21 protein-coding genes and 3 tRNA genes are annotated in these 19,093 nt (G+C 44.3%); 13 read left to right on the forward strand and 11 right to left on the reverse strand.

Features of this window, described 5'->3' with window-relative positions; genetic code table 11:
• Positions 1–26: 26 nt before the first annotated feature.
• Positions 27–596, forward strand: coding sequence for a hypothetical protein (locus tag IPO96_03845; GenBank protein QQS64679.1), 570 nt, complete (start codon positions 27–29; stop codon positions 594–596).
• 326 nt (positions 597–922) lie between these two features.
• Here the strand turns inward: IPO96_03845 and IPO96_03850 are convergent.
• Positions 923–1,009, reverse strand: a tRNA-Leu gene (locus IPO96_03850).
• Positions 974–1,678 carry an LAGLIDADG family homing endonuclease gene (locus tag IPO96_03855; protein QQS64680.1) on the reverse strand — a complete coding sequence of 235 codons (705 nt, stop codon included), beginning with the start codon at positions 1,676–1,678 and terminating at the stop codon, positions 974–976. Before IPO96_03855 ends, IPO96_03850 begins: the two co-directional genes overlap by 36 nt.
• Positions 1,679–1,735: 57 nt before the next feature.
• Here IPO96_03855 and IPO96_03860 point away from each other — a divergent pair.
• Positions 1,736–1,812, forward strand: a tRNA-Val gene (locus tag IPO96_03860).
• Between the two features lie 213 nt (positions 1,813–2,025).
• Here the strand turns inward: IPO96_03860 and IPO96_03865 are convergent.
• On the reverse strand, positions 2,026–2,346 hold the full coding sequence (locus IPO96_03865) for a hypothetical protein (protein QQS64681.1): 321 nt from the start codon (positions 2,344–2,346) through the stop codon (positions 2,026–2,028).
• A gap of 172 nt (positions 2,347–2,518) precedes the next feature.
• Here IPO96_03865 and IPO96_03870 point away from each other — a divergent pair, with 172 nt between their 5' ends.
• The 4 genes from IPO96_03870 (at position 2,519) to ligA (ending at position 7,039) form a co-directional block, all read left to right on the forward strand.
• A complete protein-coding gene (locus IPO96_03870; GenBank protein QQS64682.1) occupies positions 2,519–3,091 on the forward strand; it encodes a LemA family protein in 573 nt (190 codons plus the stop codon).
• 67 nt (positions 3,092–3,158) lie between these two features.
• Positions 3,159–4,034, forward strand: coding sequence for a M48 family metalloprotease (locus IPO96_03875; GenBank protein QQS64683.1), 876 nt, complete (start codon positions 3,159–3,161; stop codon positions 4,032–4,034).
• Positions 4,035–4,037: 3 nt separating this feature from the next.
• A complete protein-coding gene (locus IPO96_03880; protein QQS64684.1) occupies positions 4,038–5,042 on the forward strand; it encodes a hypothetical protein in 1,005 nt (334 codons plus the stop codon).
• The gene (ligA, locus tag IPO96_03885) at positions 5,039–7,039 is read left to right on the forward strand and encodes an NAD-dependent DNA ligase LigA (protein ID QQS64685.1); all 2,001 of its coding nucleotides are present in this window, start codon (positions 5,039–5,041) and stop codon (positions 7,037–7,039) included. Before IPO96_03880 ends, ligA begins: the two co-directional genes overlap by 4 nt.
• Before the next feature lie 53 nt (positions 7,040–7,092).
• Here the strand turns inward: ligA and IPO96_03890 are convergent, their stop codons facing one another.
• The 6 genes from IPO96_03890 to IPO96_03915 are packed head-to-tail and all read right to left on the reverse strand — an operon-like array spanning position 7,093 to position 11,560.
• Positions 7,093–7,284 carry a hypothetical protein gene (locus IPO96_03890; protein ID QQS64686.1) on the reverse strand — a complete coding sequence of 64 codons (192 nt, stop codon included), beginning with the start codon at positions 7,282–7,284 and terminating at the stop codon, positions 7,093–7,095.
• Entirely contained in the window at positions 7,284–7,946 is a 663-nt protein-coding gene (locus IPO96_03895) for an NUDIX hydrolase (protein QQS64687.1), read from the reverse strand. Before IPO96_03895 ends, IPO96_03890 begins: the two co-directional genes overlap by 1 nt.
• Positions 7,939–8,934: an AAA family ATPase gene (locus IPO96_03900; GenBank protein ID QQS64688.1), complete on the reverse strand. Its 996-nt coding sequence runs from the start codon at positions 8,932–8,934 to the stop codon at positions 7,939–7,941. The genes IPO96_03895 and IPO96_03900 overlap by 8 nt, the downstream gene beginning before the upstream one ends.
• Positions 8,921–9,580, reverse strand: a complete 660-nt coding sequence (locus tag IPO96_03905) for a nicotinamide mononucleotide transporter (protein ID QQS64689.1) — start codon at positions 9,578–9,580, stop codon at positions 8,921–8,923. The genes IPO96_03900 and IPO96_03905 overlap by 14 nt, the downstream gene beginning before the upstream one ends.
• Positions 9,581–9,590: 10 nt before the next feature.
• The gene (gene pncB / locus IPO96_03910; GenBank protein ID QQS64690.1) at positions 9,591–10,871 is read right to left on the reverse strand and encodes a nicotinate phosphoribosyltransferase; all 1,281 of its coding nucleotides are present in this window, start codon (positions 10,869–10,871) and stop codon (positions 9,591–9,593) included.
• Entirely contained in the window at positions 10,868–11,560 is a 693-nt protein-coding gene (locus IPO96_03915) for an isochorismatase family protein (protein QQS64691.1), read from the reverse strand. Before IPO96_03915 ends, pncB begins: the two co-directional genes overlap by 4 nt.
• Positions 11,561–11,677: 117 nt before the next feature.
• On the opposite strand from IPO96_03915, the gene IPO96_03920 reads away from it, so the two are divergent.
• Genes IPO96_03920 through IPO96_03930 form a run of 3 tightly spaced genes read left to right on the forward strand, consistent with a single transcriptional unit; the run spans position 11,678 to position 14,551 of the window.
• Positions 11,678–12,550, forward strand: a complete 873-nt coding sequence (locus IPO96_03920; protein ID QQS64692.1) for a hypothetical protein — start codon at positions 11,678–11,680, stop codon at positions 12,548–12,550.
• Complete coding sequence (locus IPO96_03925; protein QQS64693.1) at positions 12,537–13,553, forward strand: hypothetical protein; 1,017 nt, start codon at positions 12,537–12,539, stop codon at positions 13,551–13,553. Before IPO96_03920 ends, IPO96_03925 begins: the two co-directional genes overlap by 14 nt.
• A complete protein-coding gene (locus tag IPO96_03930) occupies positions 13,553–14,551 on the forward strand; it encodes an ADP-ribosylglycohydrolase family protein (protein ID QQS64694.1) in 999 nt (332 codons plus the stop codon). The genes IPO96_03925 and IPO96_03930 overlap by 1 nt, the downstream gene beginning before the upstream one ends.
• A 45-nt stretch (positions 14,552–14,596) precedes the next feature.
• Here IPO96_03930 and IPO96_03935 read toward each other — a convergent pair whose 3' ends face one another.
• Both IPO96_03935 and nadE read right to left on the reverse strand, forming a co-directional pair.
• A complete protein-coding gene (locus tag IPO96_03935) occupies positions 14,597–15,274 on the reverse strand; it encodes an NUDIX hydrolase (protein ID QQS64695.1) in 678 nt (225 codons plus the stop codon).
• A 19-nt stretch (positions 15,275–15,293) separates the two neighbouring features.
• On the reverse strand, positions 15,294–16,124 hold the full coding sequence (gene nadE / locus IPO96_03940; GenBank protein QQS64696.1) for an ammonia-dependent NAD(+) synthetase: 831 nt from the start codon (positions 16,122–16,124) through the stop codon (positions 15,294–15,296).
• Positions 16,125–16,412: 288 nt separating this feature from the next.
• On the opposite strand from nadE, the gene IPO96_03945 reads away from it, so the two are divergent.
• The 4 genes from IPO96_03945 to IPO96_03960 all read left to right on the forward strand — a co-directional run bounded on the left by IPO96_03945 (position 16,413) and on the right by IPO96_03960 (position 19,085).
• Positions 16,413–16,489 (forward strand) — tRNA-Ala (locus tag IPO96_03945).
• Between the two features lie 23 nt (positions 16,490–16,512).
• A complete protein-coding gene (locus IPO96_03950) occupies positions 16,513–16,698 on the forward strand; it encodes a hypothetical protein (protein ID QQS64697.1) in 186 nt (61 codons plus the stop codon).
• Positions 16,699–16,756: 58 nt separating this feature from the next.
• Positions 16,757–17,668: a hypothetical protein gene (locus tag IPO96_03955; protein QQS64698.1), complete on the forward strand. Its 912-nt coding sequence runs from the start codon at positions 16,757–16,759 to the stop codon at positions 17,666–17,668.
• A gap of 61 nt (positions 17,669–17,729) precedes the next feature.
• The gene (locus tag IPO96_03960) at positions 17,730–19,085 is read left to right on the forward strand and encodes a hypothetical protein (GenBank protein ID QQS64699.1); all 1,356 of its coding nucleotides are present in this window, start codon (positions 17,730–17,732) and stop codon (positions 19,083–19,085) included.
• Positions 19,086–19,093: the final 8 nt, after the last annotated feature.

Raw genomic sequence — 19,093 nt, forward strand, 5'->3', positions numbered from 1 at the left:
AGTAATGACAGTGGAAATATAAACTTATGAGCCTGAAGATCCTAATCATTGAGGGCATAGCAACTAGTGGTAAATCAACCATGATTGAGTTGTTGCAGAAAAAGTTAAGCGACAAAAAGATTAAGGTATATGGTGAACCAGATACACATATACCTATAATGGAACAGCCAGCAGAGTTGCATCTGGATTTTTTCAAATCACTGCTTGATACCTCGTTAAATACCGAAGCTGATTACATAATCTTTGACCGACTTTATCTGACCCAAGCGTTTAGAGCAAAAGCTGACATTTCAAAGTATGAAGATATAGAAAATGTGCTACTACAACATCAAACACTTACTGTATTTTTGAAAGTGGACGAAAAGACTACCGCGAAAAGAGTGCAAACTGCCGCTGAACACCGCGAACAATCGTGGGTCGAGTACATAAAAACAAAAGGCAAAACCATTGAGGAGATAGCGCGGTATTATGTTGACCAACAGCGTAGCCAAATTGAACTACTCGCCACATCAAAAGTTAATAATAGAGTTTTTGATACCACCGAACACGAATACGATAAGATTGCTGACGAAATCCTGTCTATCTTTAAACTTTAAGGATTGCCGCACCTGCGCTTTAACGCAGACGACCCAACCAGAAACACCCTTTTCCTTTTCTAAAAAATCTCTGCGGGGGAAATTCAAAAAATATGCAAAGGGCTTTCTGGGCGGGGCGCAGCACAGCTCTGCTGTGCTAGGCGGCGGGGCCGTACTTTTCAGCATTTTTCCTCAAAATAGGTTCTAGCGGAGTTGTAAAACTTCACCAAAAATGGACTAAAGTCAGAATTGTCGCCCGAAAGAACGGCTTTTTCTTTGGTTTTTGCTGCGCAAAACCAAAGAAAAAACGGCGCAGCGCGCCGCTAATTCCAATTTTTGTCCATTTCTGGTGCGCGAGAGAGGACTTGAACCTCCAAGCTTTTTAAGGCACAGCCACCTCAAGGCTGCGTGTTTGCCAGTTTCACCACTCGCGCGTTTGCACGATTTATTCTATCATTTTTATCTCTTGCTATGAAGCTAAGTAGTTTGTCTTTTTTTCTCCTTAGAGAAAATTTTTCTGAACAGGCCGTGCTATACATAGCATTACTAATCTTTTCTGAGTCTAGCTTGGCATAAGCGAGCGTATACGCTCTGTTGGATTTTTTTATAGACCCTTGAGTAGTACCACATAAGATTTTATTTTGTTTCTGAAGCCATTTAATATAATCGAGACTGGCAGAAGTGAAACCAGTGTAGTACATATAACTAGACCGCCATCGCTTATCCGTGTATGCATAAGTAGTGCCGTCACCATCGAAATACCCTCTTAAAAAGTCGCCCCAGTACTCGTTTGGCAGTTTTACTTGTTTGATTGTCTTGCTCTTTCTTGGAGTAATCCCATGAGTATTAAAAAAGTCGTACAATGATACATCGCTAAATTGCCAGCAAAAGGCAAGGTTTCCTAGCTCTCCCTTTTTGATTTGGACCTTCTTACCTATCCCGCCTAGCGCCTCCTGGCAATATTCAATTATCTCATAGTCTTTTGAGGTTATATTAAGGTGGCGGCCGTTGCTAATAAGACAACCGTCAGAAGCGAATAGCCCCGCAATGTATGCTAACTCCTGTGTCCATAAGTAACTTTTTGTTTTCTTGTATCTTCTCATGGTATAAGTATATACCAATTTGTTTTTTAAGAGTTGCTTGTGTACAATACTTTCAAAGGGCGCTTAGCTCAGTTGGCTAGAGCACCTCGTTTACACCGAGGGGGTCGCGGGTTCAAGTCCCTCAGCGCCCACCAAGTAGTCATTTTCCGAACCCCGGCCTGCAAAGGCCGGGGTTCGTCGTTCAACGCTTCCGACCGCTATCGCCAGCATCGTCACCAGATCGGTGAGCATACCCTTTTCCGGGCGCCGCCGAGGCACCGCGTGTGATAGGGTACCCGAAACGCAAGAACCCCGGCAGCTTGCGCATCCTACCCCGGAGTCAAGTGCTGGTGCTGGGTGTCGCCAAGCTAGGCAGCGTCCGTTGCTAGCCCGTCATCGCGAATACTTTGACGGAATATCCCATCCCGTTGCCGCTCCAGCAGATTGACAGCCTCAATCTGTGTCGGTTCTAACGTACCCTCCAGCGCCGCCTGGATAAATGCCACGTCAGTCTCATAAGCCGGTCCATATGCCCCGGCTAAGGCTGCCAACGCCACTTGCTCCGAGATGTTCGGCGCGCCCCGCCACGCATCGCATGGGATTATTGCACCAACATCGCCGTTGGATGCAGACAGTATGTCGTCATACTCTGCCTCCAGAGCGGAGTAGAATTTTGGACTTCTGGTCATTTCTAAGGCCATCTGTCTGGTCTTACTTGGTAACGCGAACGGTCCCGCCAGACCCTTTCGGTAGACATTATACCACGTCCCGTGCGAAATTTGTGGTGGCCTAAATGCTACATAATTTCCATCATGTTAAGTAAGATGCTACAATATAATCACTAAACCTAAGGGGGTAAAAATGCCAATTATTTGGATTGTTGTAGGTGCGGTAGCGCTAGTCGTGCTAGCTGTTATCGGTATGTACAACGGACTAGTCAAAGCAAAAGTAAGGGTCGATGAGGCCTGGAGCGATATTACGGTTCAGTTGAAGCGCCGTGCCGACCTGATCCCGAATCTTGTAGAGACTGTAAAAGCGTACGCCAAGCATGAAAAAGGCGTTTTCGAAGAAGTCACAGCCGCTAGATCGGCTATGATGAGTGCCGGCACTCCTGCCGAAGCTGCAAAAGCTGAAAACATGATGGCTGGTGCGCTAAAAAGCTTGTTTGCGGTAGCAGAAGCTTACCCTGATCTCAAGGCTAATCAGAACTTCCAGCAGCTACAGATGGAGCTGGTAGATACTGAAGACAAGATTCAGGCTAGCCGACGCTTCTACAATGGTGCAGCTCGTGATCTCAACATCAAAATCCGTACTTTTCCAACTATTATTTTTGCTCGCATGCTTGGATTTACTGAGCGACAATTTTTCGAGCTTGACGAAGCCGAAAACGCCAGTGTTCAAGAGCCTGTAAAAGTAGATTTTGATACAAAGTAATCTGCCGCATAAAACAGCAAGCCTCCGAACCCAAACGAAGGCAAACAAAAACGTTTAGATAACTAAAATGTATAGTCAAATACAAGCCAACAAAACCAAATCAGCCCTCATTTTGATGGGCTTTTTTGGCTTTGTGGCGCTACTTTCCTACCTGTTTTCAATTTGGTATCGTAATCCCAGCATAATGATTTACGCACTACTCGGCTCGCTAGTTTATGCGCTAATAAGCTACTACAGCTCGTCAAAAATGGCTCTAGCTCTCAACGGTGCACGCGAGATTACCCGCCGCGATAATCCGCAGCTATGGAACGTGGTTGAAAATATTTCGATGACTGACGGGCTACCAATGCCGCGCGTTTATATAATTGATGACCCGGGCTTAAACGCTTTTGCGACAGGCCGAAACCCCGAGAACGCTTCTGTGGCGATTACCAGCGGCTTGCTAGAAACATTGACCAAGGCTGAGCTTCAGGGTGTTATGGCGCATGAGCTTGGTCATGTAAAAAACTATGATATTCGAGTCAGTATGGTAGCTTTTGCACTAGCAAGTGTCATTAGTCTGTTGTGCGATTTTTTCCTGAGAATTAGCTGGTTTGGTGGCGGGGACGACGATAATAACAACACTCAGCTGCAAATTTTTGGCATCGTGGCTGCAGTTATCGCTCCATTTGTGGCTATGATGATCCAGATGGCGCTCTCTCGTAGACGTGAATACCTAGCAGATGCAACTGGCGCAGCCACAACCCGCTACCCTGAAGGACTTATAGGTGCTCTTGAGAAAATTCAGGCTTACGGCTCGCAAACCCAGCGACAGAATTCCTCGACGGCGCATTTGTTTTTTGCAAACCCATTGAAGGGTAACTTCTTTGGAACGCTTTTTAGTACCCACCCGCCAATTGAAGATCGCATTGCTCGACTAAAGGAAATGGGCAGGAGCTTGTGATAAATGGGCATTAAGCGTACCGTCAAAACACCAAATAGCAGCCTAGACGATAAGAGTTATAAACTAAATCCCAAAAAGCAAAAACAGAAAATAGCCCCTACTGGTAAGCGCCATTTAAAGAAACCAAAATATAAACATTTTAGACTACAAAAAAAACTTCGTCATGAAAAAGGCACGCCGGTAAGGCTTCGGGTACTGCTTGCTAGAACTAGTGCTTTACTTAAGGCGTGCTGGAAACCAGTGCTGGTCATCACCTTCTTGTTCACCTTAATGCAGCTGATGTTGGTTCGCGGATTTAGCGCACCTCTTAACGTGGCTGAGTTTAAGCAAACGGTCAATGAGGCCATAGGTGAGAAACTAGGAAATGTCGAATCAGCAGCGACGGTAGTCGGAGCGCTTTTTGGCTCACAGAGCAGTCAAGTCAGTGAAGCCTCGAACGCTTATAACTTTTTTATAACATTGTTTATTGGCTTGTCGTTTATTTGGATATACCGACAGACACGGGCTGGTAATAAGTTCAAGGTTAAAGAAGCAATCTATAGAAGCCCTTATCCTATCGTAGTCGTCTTGCTAATTCTGCTTGTAATAGCACTGCAAACCTTACCTTTTGTGATAGGCTCAACGCTTTTTCAAATTGTGATGCAAAACGGTATTGCTGTTAATGCTTACGAAGAATTTATTTGGTGGCTGCTACTGGGCTCTACCGGACTTTTAAGTCTGTATATGATAAGTTCATCTGTTTTTGCCGTTTTTGTAGCAACGCTACCGAGCATGACTCCGATGAAAACTTTGCGTAGCGCAAGGAACCTAGTGCGTCACAGAAGGCTTCATGTTATGGGGCGAATTATTGGTTTTGCTTTCTTCATTTTGCTGGCAGGGGCTGGCATTATGTTACCGCTGATTTTCTTTTGGCCGGCTGCTGCGGGGTGGACTTACTTTGCTCTAACCAGCCTATTATACCCTTACGTTCTGGCGTTTTTTTACACACTTTATAGAGAACTTTTATGACCCAACTAAGATATACAGAGCTGGTTGAGCTGCTTAATCGTTACGGACGTGAGTATTATATAGATGACGCGCCAACCGTCAGCGATGCTGTTTACGATGGGCTGAATCAGGAGTTGAAGGCTATTGAAGCAGCACACCCTCAGTGGATCTTGCCGGAATCTCCTAGTCAACGTATTGCCCCAGCACTTAAAGGCGGTTTTGAGAAGTTTGAACATAAACAGCCGATGATTAGCCTGCTTGATTGTTTTAGTGCTGAAGAAGCGAAGTTATGGCAGCAACGCGTTATTAAGCTAAACCCAAGTGTGGCAGCTGCCGACTACTATGTTGATTCCAAAAAAGATGGTCTGGCCTGTGCCTTACACTACGAGGATGGATTGTTGGTTCGAGCCGTGACACGTGGTGATGGGCGTGTTGGAGAAGTTGTCACAAATAATCTTAGGACATTGGCTTCAGTGCCGCTGAGACTGCCAAAGTCTGCAAGGTTTTCCGAGGGGCATACGGAGGTGCGCGGCGAAATTATTATGACGAAGCAGGCTTTTGAGAAGTTGAACTCAGAGCGGCTCAAAAAAGGTGAGGCTACTTTTGCCAACCCGCGCAACCTTGCGGCTGGTACTGTAAGGCAGCTAGACCCAAGCCTTGTGGCTAAGCGGCCGCTCAGGTTTGTTGCCTACGATGTGCTTAGAGATGATCCTGGTCAGGTTAAAACAAATCAAGCGGCCTACGACGCGGCGCGAGAAATGGGGTTTGTTGTGAGTGCTGCTGCGCACAAGGAAGCCGATTTTGAGTCAGTGCTAGAGTTTGCAGCCAGCTTTGAGCAAGAACGGCCCAATTTGCCGTATAACACGGACGGGCTAGTCATTAAAATCAACAATCGCAGGCTCATGAATTCTCTCGGCGTCGTTGGCAAAGTTCCACGTGGTGCGATTGCTTATAAATATCCTGCCGAAGAGGCCACGACTATTGTCAAAGATATTGTCATTAGTCTTGGTCGTACTGGCGCGGCAACTCCGGTGGCCGTTTTTGACCCCGTAGTTGTTGCCGGCACAACCGTCCAACATGCTAGTTTGCACAACCCCGACGAGATTGCCAGAAAAGACATTAGAGTAGGCGACACTGTCGTGATTTTTAAAGCTGGCGATATTATCCCGCAAGTTAACCGCGTAATCGAGCAGCTTCGGCCCAAACCTTCTTGGCCATTTAATATGGAAAAGGAGCTAAGTCGCCAATATCCTGAGCTAGAATTTGAGCGCCCAGAAGGCGAAGCGGTTTACCGTGTGCACGGCGCATCTGGGCCGATTTTACTGAAAAAAAGCATCGAGCATTTTGCCAGTAAATCAGCACTAGACATAGATACTTTGGGTGAGAAAAACGTATCTGCAATTGTCGATGCTGGTTTTGTGGAGTCGCTAGCTGACATTTATCAACTTACCTTCGAGCAAGTCGTGGAGCTAGAAAGATTTGCAGAAATCTCAGCCCGCAAACTAATTGACGCTATTGCCGAAAAAAGGAACCCACCGCTGGCTCGCTTCATTTATGCTTTAGGTATACGGCATGTTGGCGCTCAAACGGCGATAGACCTCGCCAACAAGTTCAAGAACTTAGACAATTTAGGTTCGGCTACCTACGATCAACTCAAAGAAGTTGAGGGCGTCGGCGAAATTGTAGCCGACTCGATTTTGGGTTGGTTTGTCGATGATGATAACCAAGCGATGTTAGCAAAATTTAGAGCGTTAGGTGTCTGGCCACAAGACGTAAAACATATTGGCGGTCCTTTAAGCGGACAAAGCTTTGTCATTACTGGCACCCTAGAATCTATGAGCAGGGAATTAGCCGCTGAACGTATCCGCGCTCTAGGCGGGACTTTTCAGTCATCTGTCGCCAAAGGCACCACTTATTTAGTTATGGGTAGTAAAGCTGGTGCTAGTAAAGCCGAAAAAGCCCGCAAACTCGGCACTGAAGTTATAAATGAAGCTGCACTCCTTGAATTGTTAAATTAATATGGTCTCTATGGTTGCCGGGCCGAGGTCTTATAAGTTCTAAGAGTAGAATTTTATCTAAAGTAGACCAAACGCAGTTGCAGCAGAAGCAAGTTGGTGAAATCGTACTGTTGGGTCACCATCACGTGTTGGTTGGATGCCATGTGGCCAGCATGTAGTTGTTCGATGTCGAACTGTTGTGGATCAATGGCTAAATCAGCGTAAATACTTGCTCCATTAAGCAAAGTTTGGCTCGGTGCTTTCATTATTCCGCACTTACCGCTACATCAATTATTGGCAAGTGTGGTTCAAACATATTTTTTGGCAATTGCTTCACGTTGAACCAGGCGGCCGCAAGGGCATCATCTTTGCCTTCGACGAAGACGCTAGTACCTAAAAGCCATCTTACGGCCGTAGTCTCTGTCCAAGAATGAGCCGTAGACCTGTGATCGCCAAGTATGCCCTTAAATATGATTTTTGCCTCATCAATGTCTAGCGATATCGTTGTTTCTTCTTTAGCTTCGCGAGCAGCGGCAACTGCAACCGTCTCGTTTGGGTTCATAAATCCACCAGGGAAAGCCCACTTGTGATTATCGCTTCGTAAAACTAAAAGAATTTTAGTTTTATTTTCGGCTAATACAACTGGGTCGACGGTGTAGTTTGGCCCCCATTCCCAAAAGAAACCTTTATTAGCCAAGACGCCATGCTTTAGTTTTTCGGCTAAATTTGGGTGTAAAGGGCGACCTAGCGAATCAATTTTTAAGCCTAAATCAGTGAAGCGCCTGACTTCTTCTGTGCACGGTAATGTGTTATTGGAGGCATCCCATGGCCCCTCTGGTATCGTTGGCAGACTTTCGTTACTAAAGTATCTGGTTTGCGGGTAGTCTATTAGCTGGGTGGGTTTGTTTAGCTCATAATTGTTATGCATAAAGTTTTATCCTCTTTCTCGGCAATGCATCAATCGCTTTGATGGCTTGCTGTAATCTCTTTTTGTGACTGCCAGTTACTATAATATAAGGTGTTTTTAGATCAGACAAAGCACTTACAAATGCTTGGTGCATCCAGTGACGGATGTGCTCACCGTCACGGAACCCATCTTGCACAAATGGTATTTCATCGCCGGTCAAAATGTATAGATCTGCCGGTGCTGTTTTAGCTATTCTATCTACTTCGGCTGTTGATTCCCCCATATAACGCGTCTGCCATATTTTTGTTGCGAAAGCGTTCGTGTCGCAAATAAGCTTACCGTTGCAAAGACCGGCTAAATCGTCCTCGTACTGTTGCTGAAGTCTGGCAATATTTGCAAAGTCTTCATCTTGCCAATCATGCTTGGCGCTTGCCAGTGACATGGTATAGTACCGACCTAGTTCAACAGTCCATGGACTGGAGTAGTGTTTAGCTAAGCCCTCGGCCAAGGTTGTCGTACCGGTTGATTCGGCGCCAAGCACAACTATGCGCCGACAGAAAGCCTGTCTTATCCTGGGCAACATAAAGCCCCAGTTTGTAGCCACATCATCTCTGACTTTGGTAGCCGAGATCGGAATCTTGGTGCGGCCAAAATCAACCATTCGATGTTTGCAGCCCATTTCTTGCGCCCAGGTTATGCCGTAATTTTCGCTTGTGTAGCAAACGTCAGGTCTGAAGCCTAGAAACTTAATAGTGTGCTCCGACCAATGAGGTGAATCATCTAGCTCGGGTGGTAGCTCGGGTATCGGTTTTACTATTGCCTTTGGATGAGCTAGTCTTAGCCAATTAGCCCGTATCTCAGCTGGGATGGTATAGTTTGGATTGTCACAGGGCAGAACATAAACTTCATCACACTCTTCTAGTGCAGTGTTAATTAGGTGGTGGTGACCTTTGTGTGGTGGGTGGAATTTTCCAACTATTACCGCTCGGCGTGGTTTATTGCTTTTCATAGGTCTTCCTCCAAGTGATGTAGCCCTTGATAGCCAGAAATAAGAAGATCAGATAGAGCAGGGCGACGAAGGGCACGCCTTTTTTGGCGTAAAGGCCTACGCCAATTACATCTACGACTATCCAAATAGGCCAGTTTTCTAGTCTTTTAATAATTAGTAGATATTGAGCGATAAAACTAAGTACCGTAGTAAAGACGTCTAGTAGCACAAAGCTGGCGGGTTCTGGAAAAAGACTCGGCAGCCAGATGTGTATGTTGCTCATTGCCCAGGCGTAAACGATGGTGCCGAGTATGGCTGTGATTATCCAGGCTTGGTTTTCATGATCAGTGTTTTTGGTAACAATAATATTTTGATCATCTTCTGCCTTGGTCTTGCGTTTAGCCCAGACGTACCAGCCCCAGAAGCCAGTGATTAGATAGTAGACCTGTTCTGACAAGTCAGCGTATAGGTGAAGCTGGTAAAACAATGTGCCAAACAACAAAACCCCGATAATACCAATCGGCCAGTTTAGTATGTGTTTTTTAGCAACCAACCAGACACAGGCTAGGTTTGCTAATGTGCCAAAGAATTCTATGTAACTCATTTGGTAGCCAAGGATGGTAAAGAATGTCGTATTTACGTTAAGTAGGTTTAGCAAGTTACTCATAATATTCCTCCTAGAGCGTTATTAGTTGCTTGTTGTTTTCTAGGGCGCTTTCGACTAATTTTCGTGCTACTGCCTGAGCATATTGTTTGACTTTATACTCTGGCCCTGTGTGCTTGGTTGGGCTGTCGCTCAGTTTTACTGTCGGCGTGCCGTTAACGGCCGTAGCTTTCATAACAATATTGTTGGGTTTTAGGCCAAGGTCATTGGTTAGGCTGGTGCCCCAACCGAATAGGAGCTTTATTCGACCGTTAAACTTGTCGGCCAGTCGAACGATTTGGTCAATATCTAAACCGTCACTAAATACTAGGGTTTTAGTCGCGGGATCAATATTATTTGATTCGTAAAAGTCGATGACTTTATTAGCAAATTCGATTGGATCACCAGAATCGTGCCTTAAGCCTTTCCAGGCTTTGGCCTGCTCACTAGAGAAATTGGCCAAAAAGAAATCGCTGCCAAAAGTATCGGATAACGCAATACTCAAATCGGGGCCATAAAGTTCCTGCCAATCTTCTAGCATTTCCTTGTGGCCTTCTAGCGGGTTACGACCAGTTTGGTCGGCTAATCCGGCGTAGACCATTGGTAGCTCATGCGCAAATGTGCCGACTGCCGGAAGACCATATTTGTGAGCAAAGTAGACATTGGATGTTCCAATAATATTTTGCGGACACTCATTAACTAAACGCTCAATAACATGTTGATGCCAGCGGAAAGAAAAGCGTCGCCTGGTGCCGAAATCTATAATTTTTATGTCGGGGCGAGACTTTAGGGTCTCGATTTTTTTGTCTAGTCTTTTGTCGCCTTCTTCGTACAGTTCGGTTACATCCAGGCCTTCGCTGCGTACTTTATTGTTAAAATAAATCTCATTTTCTTCAGCCATAACAACTGTTTCCCAAAAACTTACTAGGGGCATATCACCAGTTGGCTGGGCGGTTATTTCGCCCGATGAATCGTAGTCGACTTTAATTTCTGGTAGTTTGCTTACTGCCAGGTAGCCCAAGAAGTCTTTACTAAAAAGCGGTTGTCCATCGCTTCTTTTGATACCCGAGATTGACTCAATGTCTTTTTCGGTCCAGCCAGATCTAAGGCTATCAAGTCTTTGCTGTAATTCCTGGGCACTTACATACACTGATAGCGGCTGGTCGTGGTTCCTGTTGATTAGCGAGAATGTTACCTGCGCATCTGGGTGTTTCTCGAAAGCTAGCTGGCTCATGGTTGGCTTGTAAAAGTCTAGGTCGGCGGTCAATCTATTTTGTCCGATTTCTGGACCAATCATAATTTCTGAGGTCGTCATTGTGGGCCGCCTAACTCTACTATTAATTCGTTAGTATTCATTAGTCTTACCCCAGCGGCGCGTAGATCTACTAAAGCCTGTTCGCCAGTTTCTTGAGCGACTGGTTTAGTGGCATCTGTCACGACAACTACATCGATAGCGGACTTTCGCTTAAAATCTATCGCGGTGGCTTTTACGCAGTAATCAAGCGCCAAGCCACCTAAGACAAGGGTTTTTACATTGTTTTTATTTAAAAATTGGGGTAGTGTTTCTTTCTTTTGGCTAGATAACTCACCCATGCCTAAGTAATATTCGTTGATTCGAAAAGCATTGAAGCCACTATAGCTAGTGTCGTCTTTGCCATCATGTAGAATTTCTTGTCCTTTTTTGAACTTATGTGTCATTTCGGGTAGTTTTATGTCTTGGTGCAATTTTGCTCCATCTGTATGGGCTACACAGTGGGTAGGCCAAGTCGTCATGTAATTTGGGTTTTCATTAAAATGGGCAGTTTCTTTAGGGTGCCAATCTTGTGTAGTGAACACTAAATCAAAAGAACCACTAAGCAACAATTTATTAAGCGGGGCTATAATTTTTTCGCCGTCGGGGACTGTCAGCTCACCAAAGCCTTGTTGTCCTAGGCGTTCACCCTCGCCAGCTGGCATAAACCCGCGCTGAGCATCAATTATCCCAAGCGCTATATCTTTATTCATAACCTACCTCCTTTATAGTTAGTGTGTACTTGACACTTACTGACATTAGGAGTATATATAATAGTTAGTGTATTGTCAACACTATTTCACAAAACTAAGTTAGAAAGAGTTAAAAGAATGAAGAATATATTTATTCCGTCTACGGTCGAAGAATATAGAGCCGACATAATTGAAAGAACTTTACTTGATAAAACAATTGCTGAAAATGATTTTTACAAAAACTTGGCAGGCTGGGTAATCGATCGAAAGACGCCAATATTATACGAGCAAGAATATGATGATGAGTATGCTAATTTTAGTATTAATTTTAATTGGCTACTTTTACGAGATTATTCAAAAACAAAGCTAGGACCACCAGACACAATCGCTAGTTTATACGCGGTTCATGAATTTACTCATATGACCCATCGTCTGCCTACTAGCTTAAGTAATATAAGTGCTCAAGAATATGCTGAAGATTTCACAAAAAGTGAATATAGAGCAAGCAATGAAAGTGAAATATTAGTTCATTATCGGATACCGGGCATACGTGAGTTTTGCTTTGGTGGTATGAAAATAGCATACGATATGTTGAAGGAACACGGTATTAATGTAACAGATTCATATAGCTTGTCATTATTGAGGCCCTTACTAATAGAAACTAGTCTGCTAGACGAATACTTTAGCAAAAATCAAGATGATGCAACGATACTATCACGCCTAAAACAGTACGGTGGCAATCGAAGTTGGGCAATAGCCCGCTTTAACCGAATCAGAAGTCTTTTTGATGCAACCAACTTAGCCCAGTCGATTGGTTTAGCAGACGGAGAATACGAGGCTACTATAGCAGCCTATGAACCACATATAGATCAAGAAGAATACGAAGAAAATATCATTAGAAATGTAAAATTTGGCTATTTAATGTGCGGCCTAGCTGAACCTGAGTTCTATTCCTTTGGTGATGCTTTAGCCGCCGCTAAAGAACTGGAGGGACATCATGCAAGAGTTTGAAGTCAACCCAGAGCATATAATGAAGGATGTATATAGTTATCCATTTCCAGAAGTTAGAGATTTGCTAAGAGAACAACAGTTTGATCCAGATCTAACTATTAATACTATAACTAGACCTGAAGCGCAGATCATGCTGAGTGGCTATAACTTTGATCCGCCCCTAGATCTGCCTGTCACTAATTCTGGTAGTATCGACCTTGATGAACTGCATCTTGCAGCTATCGAGAGAATAAGACTGGTCCAGGAAAGATTTTTACCGGGCCTCAGCGGTTTTAGTGAGGCTTATCCGATGCATGGATCTAGCCAAGCTATGTTTAATCTGATGGCCGAGTGGTCGGCTAAAGGCAAGATGGAGTCCCTTGCTGTTATAGATGGTGAGTATGACGGCTACGCGGCCTATGCAAAATCATTGAATATTAAGGTGGAGTGTTTTGCTGAGCTAGCCGATGCTAGTGTTGAGCCAGGTCGAGTTTGGTTCGTTTCGAACCCAAACGCTAGGGCAGGTAACTGGATAGATTCAGACGCTTGGCAGCAATTTGTAGAAGCCGGCCATAATATAGTGCTCGATGCGGCATACGTTGGCTTGACGTCTGATCAGCGACAACTTGATGTCAGCTCGCCAAATATCATGGCAGTCTTAACCTCGCCGTCGAAAATTTTCGGAGTTTTTCGTTACCGTAATACCGGCGTTACGTACGTGCGCGAGCCGGTCGAGTGTATGTACGGGAGCAAGTGGTTTAAGGATATACCGGCCCTGTTTGCAACGCTTAGTCTTTATGAAAATTTTGGCGACGGACAGCTGGCTGAAAAATATTGTAGTACGCAAGAACTTATTTGTAGTAAACTTGCTCAAAAGGTTGGTTCTTTAGTGATGCCGAGCGACGTACTACTATTGGCCAACAGTCCGGGCCCTGTTCACGCAGACTACGAACACTACCGGCGTGCTGGAGCTTATAGGTTTGGTTTAACTAAGTTATTCGAAGATTTGGAAAAAGAGATTTAATGACCGCCAAAAATTATAGACAAACAGCTGAGCAATTGTTGCCTGCGATCGCATATGGCGATTCTGCCGGATTGCCATTAGAGTCTTTAACTAGGTATGACATAGCTTCAAAGTATGGGCTTGTGGATAAATTAATTGATATCCCTTCTTCACATTTAGGTTATGGCTATGCTGAAGCCGGTTCTTGGAGTGATGATACGCAGCTCAGTTGCGCCATGATCAGATCAATCTTGGATTCAAATGGTTTTGATATTGATGATATGGCCTTAAAACACGTTGATGCATTAAATAGCACTCCTTTGGTGTCTCGCCCGAATAAAATGCCTGTTTATCGTGGTTGGGGCGGCTCAACGATTGAAAGCGTAAAGCGTCTAGCTAATGGCTGCTCACCATTATTGTCTGGCAGCACTGAGGGAGTTGGTAACGGTGTGCTGATGAAATTAGCGCCGTTGGCACTCTGGCAGCAGGCGGCGGGTATAAGCAGTGATTTAGCGGAGAAACAGGCCGTGTTGTTAACGAACATGACCCACAATAACGAGCTATCTAGACAAGTCACGCTGACTCATCTTGAAGTTCAGAAGACGCTTACCGATGCTCCAGAGCTGATGGCAAAGGCTGGTATCATTGCTTTAGATTTTGTAAAAAACAAAGGTTTTAAACCCGAGCTACAAAACGCACTTTCTTATTTTATTCAAAAGATCGTATCCATAGAAGATGTACTTAGCTATACAGACGGGAAAGGGTTTTATGCACCTCAAACACTAGCGATGGCATATGGGGTTCTTGCAACTCGGCCGGAAACTTTCAATGACGCTATTTTTGCGGCCGTAAATATGGGAGGCGATACTGATAGTATTGCTTCTATTGTTGCTGCATGTTGGACCTTAGCTTGGGGTAGTGCAGAGTTGCCTCACGATGCCAACAAAATAGCAGATATAGATAAACTTAATGATTTATCGATAAAGTTCGGAGGCTTTATTAGTAAAGTGGCCGAGTAAGCTGAAGCTAGCTGGAAAATTTAAGTAAAAAGATAGTTTTGATAGCTAATCGAAGCTTCTGGATAGTGTATCGAGTGATTTGCTATTGAACTCAAACAGGCGTGCCGGGCGGTGGGCGCCACTTTTACTTATTTCATTGGTTTCCTTGATTAGATTTAGGCTTAAAAACTTTTTGCGAAAATTACGCTTATCTAGTTCTCTGCCAAATACTGCTTCGTAAGACTTTTGCAGTTCAGTCAGTGTGAATTTTGGCTGTAATAGCCCATATACGGCATTAGTGTAAGTTAGCTTGGCTGCCAACCTTTCACGAGCGTAGGCAATAATTTTTTGGTGGTCGTATGCCAGTGGCGGTAATTCATCGACAGCAAAAAATGACGTTTCTTCGCTGCCTCCAGAGTGTGCGATATTCGTTCCGCAGCCCATATAGGTAACTGATACGGCGTGGCCGCGGGGGTCACGGGCGACGGTATCAAAAGTATAGAGCTGTTCGATGTATCTTAGGTTTTTTAAGACATCTGTTCCGGCTTTGCGGTTGACTATATTTCTCAAGGCTTCTTTAGTTGTTTCGCCTGCTGGATTATATCCTCCGGGCAAGGCCCAGCTACCCTTAAAGGGGGCGTTGCTTCTTTTTATCAACATTACCTCAAGCTTGTGATTAGTTAGTTGGAATATCACAGCATCGACTGTAAGAGTTGGTGGTATGTATGTATTAGCGTAGTGCATACACTTAGCTTACATCACTTTAGCGTGCAATCAATAAATCAGTGTAGGCCCGAGGCAAGCTTCTCTTGTGTTCGGTCTTCAAAAAATGTTGTTCTATCCTAGAAGCAACAGAAGTGCTAACCTTTTTACCTTCTAGGTAGTCATCTAACTGATCATATGTTAAGCCCAGTTCATCCTCGTCTGCCTGAGCTGGTTTATTATCCAAAAGATCTGCCGTTGGCCGTTTGCTAACAAAAATCTTGGGGGCACCAAGCTCTTGCAATAATTGGCGGCCTTGACGTTTATTAAGACCAGATAGTGGTAACACATCAGCTCCGCCGTCACCAAACTTAGTAAAGAAGCCAACTGCCGCTTCGGCAGCATGGTCCGTGCCAATCACTAATAAACCATACTGACCAGCTATGGCGTACTGGGCTATCATGCGCATTCTAGCCTTGACATTACCTTTATGATAATCGGGCAGCTCCAAATTTTCACTGCTTGCAAAAGTTTTTGCTAATGCATCTGTTGCGCTTCTGATATCGAAATCGTGCGGCGTAATCTCAGAATCTATGACCTTACAGGCTAATTCGGCATCATATCTGTCGGTCTGAGTTCCGTACGGCAATAAAACGGGGTGAAAAGTTACATTTTTACCAGTACGTTCGTGTAAATTCATGACAGCTCGTTGCGCTAACATACCCGCCAGTAGCGAGTCTTGCCCGCCAGATATGCCTAAAACGTAACCATTCATTCCAGACTTATCAAGGTACTGTTCTAAAAATAAAGTCCTGTCTGCAATTTCTTCAACAGGGTCTATCTCTGGCTTTACGCCAAGCTCATTAATTATTTTATGCTGTAAAGTTTCCATATTTTAGCTCCTCCTGTTTAAAAATAAATGCTCCTAACAGGGAGTGTACTCTCAAAATTAAATAGTGTCAATAGCACACTAACATTTATAATTGTTTGACACTTTGCTTATGCTTATGGCAAAATACCTTTTAGGAGTCGGATGTCAAATGGCTCGAGTAAACAAAAATTATTAAAAACAAAAAACCCGAGCCGGGTGGGCACACCCGACTACTCAATTAAAAAAGATTCACCAAAAAAGTGAATCTTTTTTAATAAGTGCACATCTGTTAAAATAGGCTAAGTATCTGGGGCATTGGCGCAGTTGGCTAGCGCGCTTCCATGGCATGGAAGAGGTCAAGGGTTCGAATCCCTTATGCTCCACCAAGTCGGAACATTAAGGAATTTTTATGAATACTCCAGAGTGTATCAAAGAAATAACAGAACAAGCACTTAGACGGCAAGTAATAAAAGAAGCAGTAAATGGCGCTATTGCTGAGACTCCACGTACTTTATCTGGTGGTGTAAATAGATCAAAATTTATGGGAGCCCAGGTAAGCAGGTATATCAGTTTTGATAGAGTAACACCGGTTTAAAGTCGAAACTTGATAACGTGTTTATTATGTTTAGCAAAACGTCTGTTACAATAACATTATGATTAAAATGTCGAAAAAGAGGGTGGCAAGTTTATTAATTGTAACTGGGCTAGTTTTAGGTATCGTTAGCGCATCTTTGTGGTATACAAGACTGTATTGGACTAAAGAACGTCGCTTCTGGGCGGCCATCGAGAATGGCTTGCGTACATCTAGCGTGGTCAAGGAAGTAGTTACAGATAACCCAAATGGAGAGAGTAAGATAAATACTCGACTTACTTTCACGCCGCTTGCTTACACTGAAACTAAGACAGAAACTCACCAACGAATCGACACACAGACCAGCTCTGATGTGGTTACCCGTACGCTTACGACCCCTAAGGATGCCTACGTCCGCTACGATTCGATTAGAAGTAATGAGAAAAAACCGGATGGTAGCAGTTTCGATTTCAGCCCAATAAATGGTGTTTGGGCTAAGCGTGATAGCTCGGATTATTCAGAGAACGACCTCAAAGATAGGCTGTCAGGTGCATATATTCAGACGATCCCATTCGCAAACCTTGACGAAGCAACCGCCCAAGAAATGGTGGGTAAACTAAGAGCAACTGGTGCTTACGAGGTAGATTATCAATCTGCCGCCGAAGACCATCAGAATAATCTAACTGTCTACAACGCGACTCTGAATGCCCGTGCATACGTTAGCGTGTTACAAGAAATTTACCAAAAAATCGGCTTTGGTGAGTCGTCCAATCTAGATCCGACTCAATATGACGGTAGCAGCAGTCTCAAAATACAGATTGCAATTGACGGGGCCAACATTGTGCGCAAAGTCGCCTATCCTCAATCAGGTAATAACGGGCCGTCATTTGAGTCCTACCGCGATTATGGAGCGCAAGTAGTTGTTAATCCCGCGACGAAATCAGCCATCAACTTTAGCGAGCTGCAGAATAGACTGACTAAGCTTCAAAAATAAATCCTCTTTCGCTTACTTTAATGTTAAGCTAAGATTAAGTTAGATATATAAGGGAGGTGTTATGGACGAAAATAAACCTAACGAGCAGCCACTGCAAACTACGTCAGCGGAGGCGACAAGCCCTCCGGTGGTTCCCAAAAAACCAAAGTCTAAAAAATTCTTGATCGGTGGTCTTGTGGCCGTTCTGCTTTTAGGCGGAGGTGCGTTTGCTTATCAGTCGGTAGTTCTGAATAGCCCTGAAAACATCTGGAAAACCTCAATGCAAAACACTGCTAAAGGCCTGAAGGCATTTAATGCTGTCGATAAGCTTGCTAGTGGTGGGGCAAATTTCAAGGGTTCATTCAATCTCGATAAACCAACTGGAGCTAGCGCATCTTTTGAAGGAAAAACCAAGGATCTTAATTCTTCTGTTTCTGGGAGTGTTAGTGCTGTAGGCTCTAAGGTAGATTTTAACCTCAACACAATCAAGGCCGAAGGCTCTGAATACCCAGACGTTTATTTTAAAGTAAAGGGCTTGGCCTCTGTGCCGCAGGTAGCGCAAATTGGCCCAGGATTATTGACTCAAGTAGAGGACAAGTGGTTTTTTGCTGACCACACACTGCTGGCTCAGGGCGCTCAACAAGCCCTACAGGCTACTGACGTTCCAAAGGCAGCAAATGTCACAATGAACGAACAGGACATCAAGAATATCCGTGAAAAGTTCGCTGATGTTATGGCGCAGTATGTTTTCACTACTGATGAAGCTAAATCAATTGTCAAGCGTACCGGAGAGCCAGTTAGTGAAGACTTCGAGGGTCGAGCAAGCGTCAAGTATGTCGTAGAGCCACAGAAAGAAAACATGAAAGCATTTCTTACCGCCATGAAGCAGGCAGTCAAAGACACAAAGCTAAAGGATTTGATTGAAGCAAATGGTTCTACGGTTGATGATTCCTTGAAGCTTGACGATATTTTTAAGACTATAGAAAGCATGAAGCCTGAGGAATATCGTGCCGAAGTTTGGGCGGATAAGTCACTCAAGTATGTCCGTAATATTCGCTTCACTGATGACAATAACGACAGTGATGGTAAGGGAGTGATCAATATCGGGTTAAATTATACCGGGGGCGATGATTTTCCATTCTATCTCAAGGCAGATGGTACAGACAGCGACAACACACAGATTAAGTTTAGTTTGAGTGACACAATCAACCGCGCAAGCGGTAAAATGACGGTTGCGTTTGACGCAGACATGGGAGGGGCTAGCGGGGTTAAAGCTAATATGAAGCTAGAGACAGAACCAAGTAAAGACGACGTTAAACCAGAAAAACCAAGTGGAGCTCGAAATATTATGGAGCTTTTCAGCCAGTTTACTGGCGGATCTAGTAGTTCATTGACCCAGCAAGAACAATCACTCCTAGATGACTTTCAGTCAAATTGAACAAGGTA

The organism is Candidatus Saccharibacteria bacterium (genome assembly GCA_016700315.1).
Taxonomy (GTDB): domain Bacteria; phylum Patescibacteriota; class Saccharimonadia; order Saccharimonadales; family SZUA-47.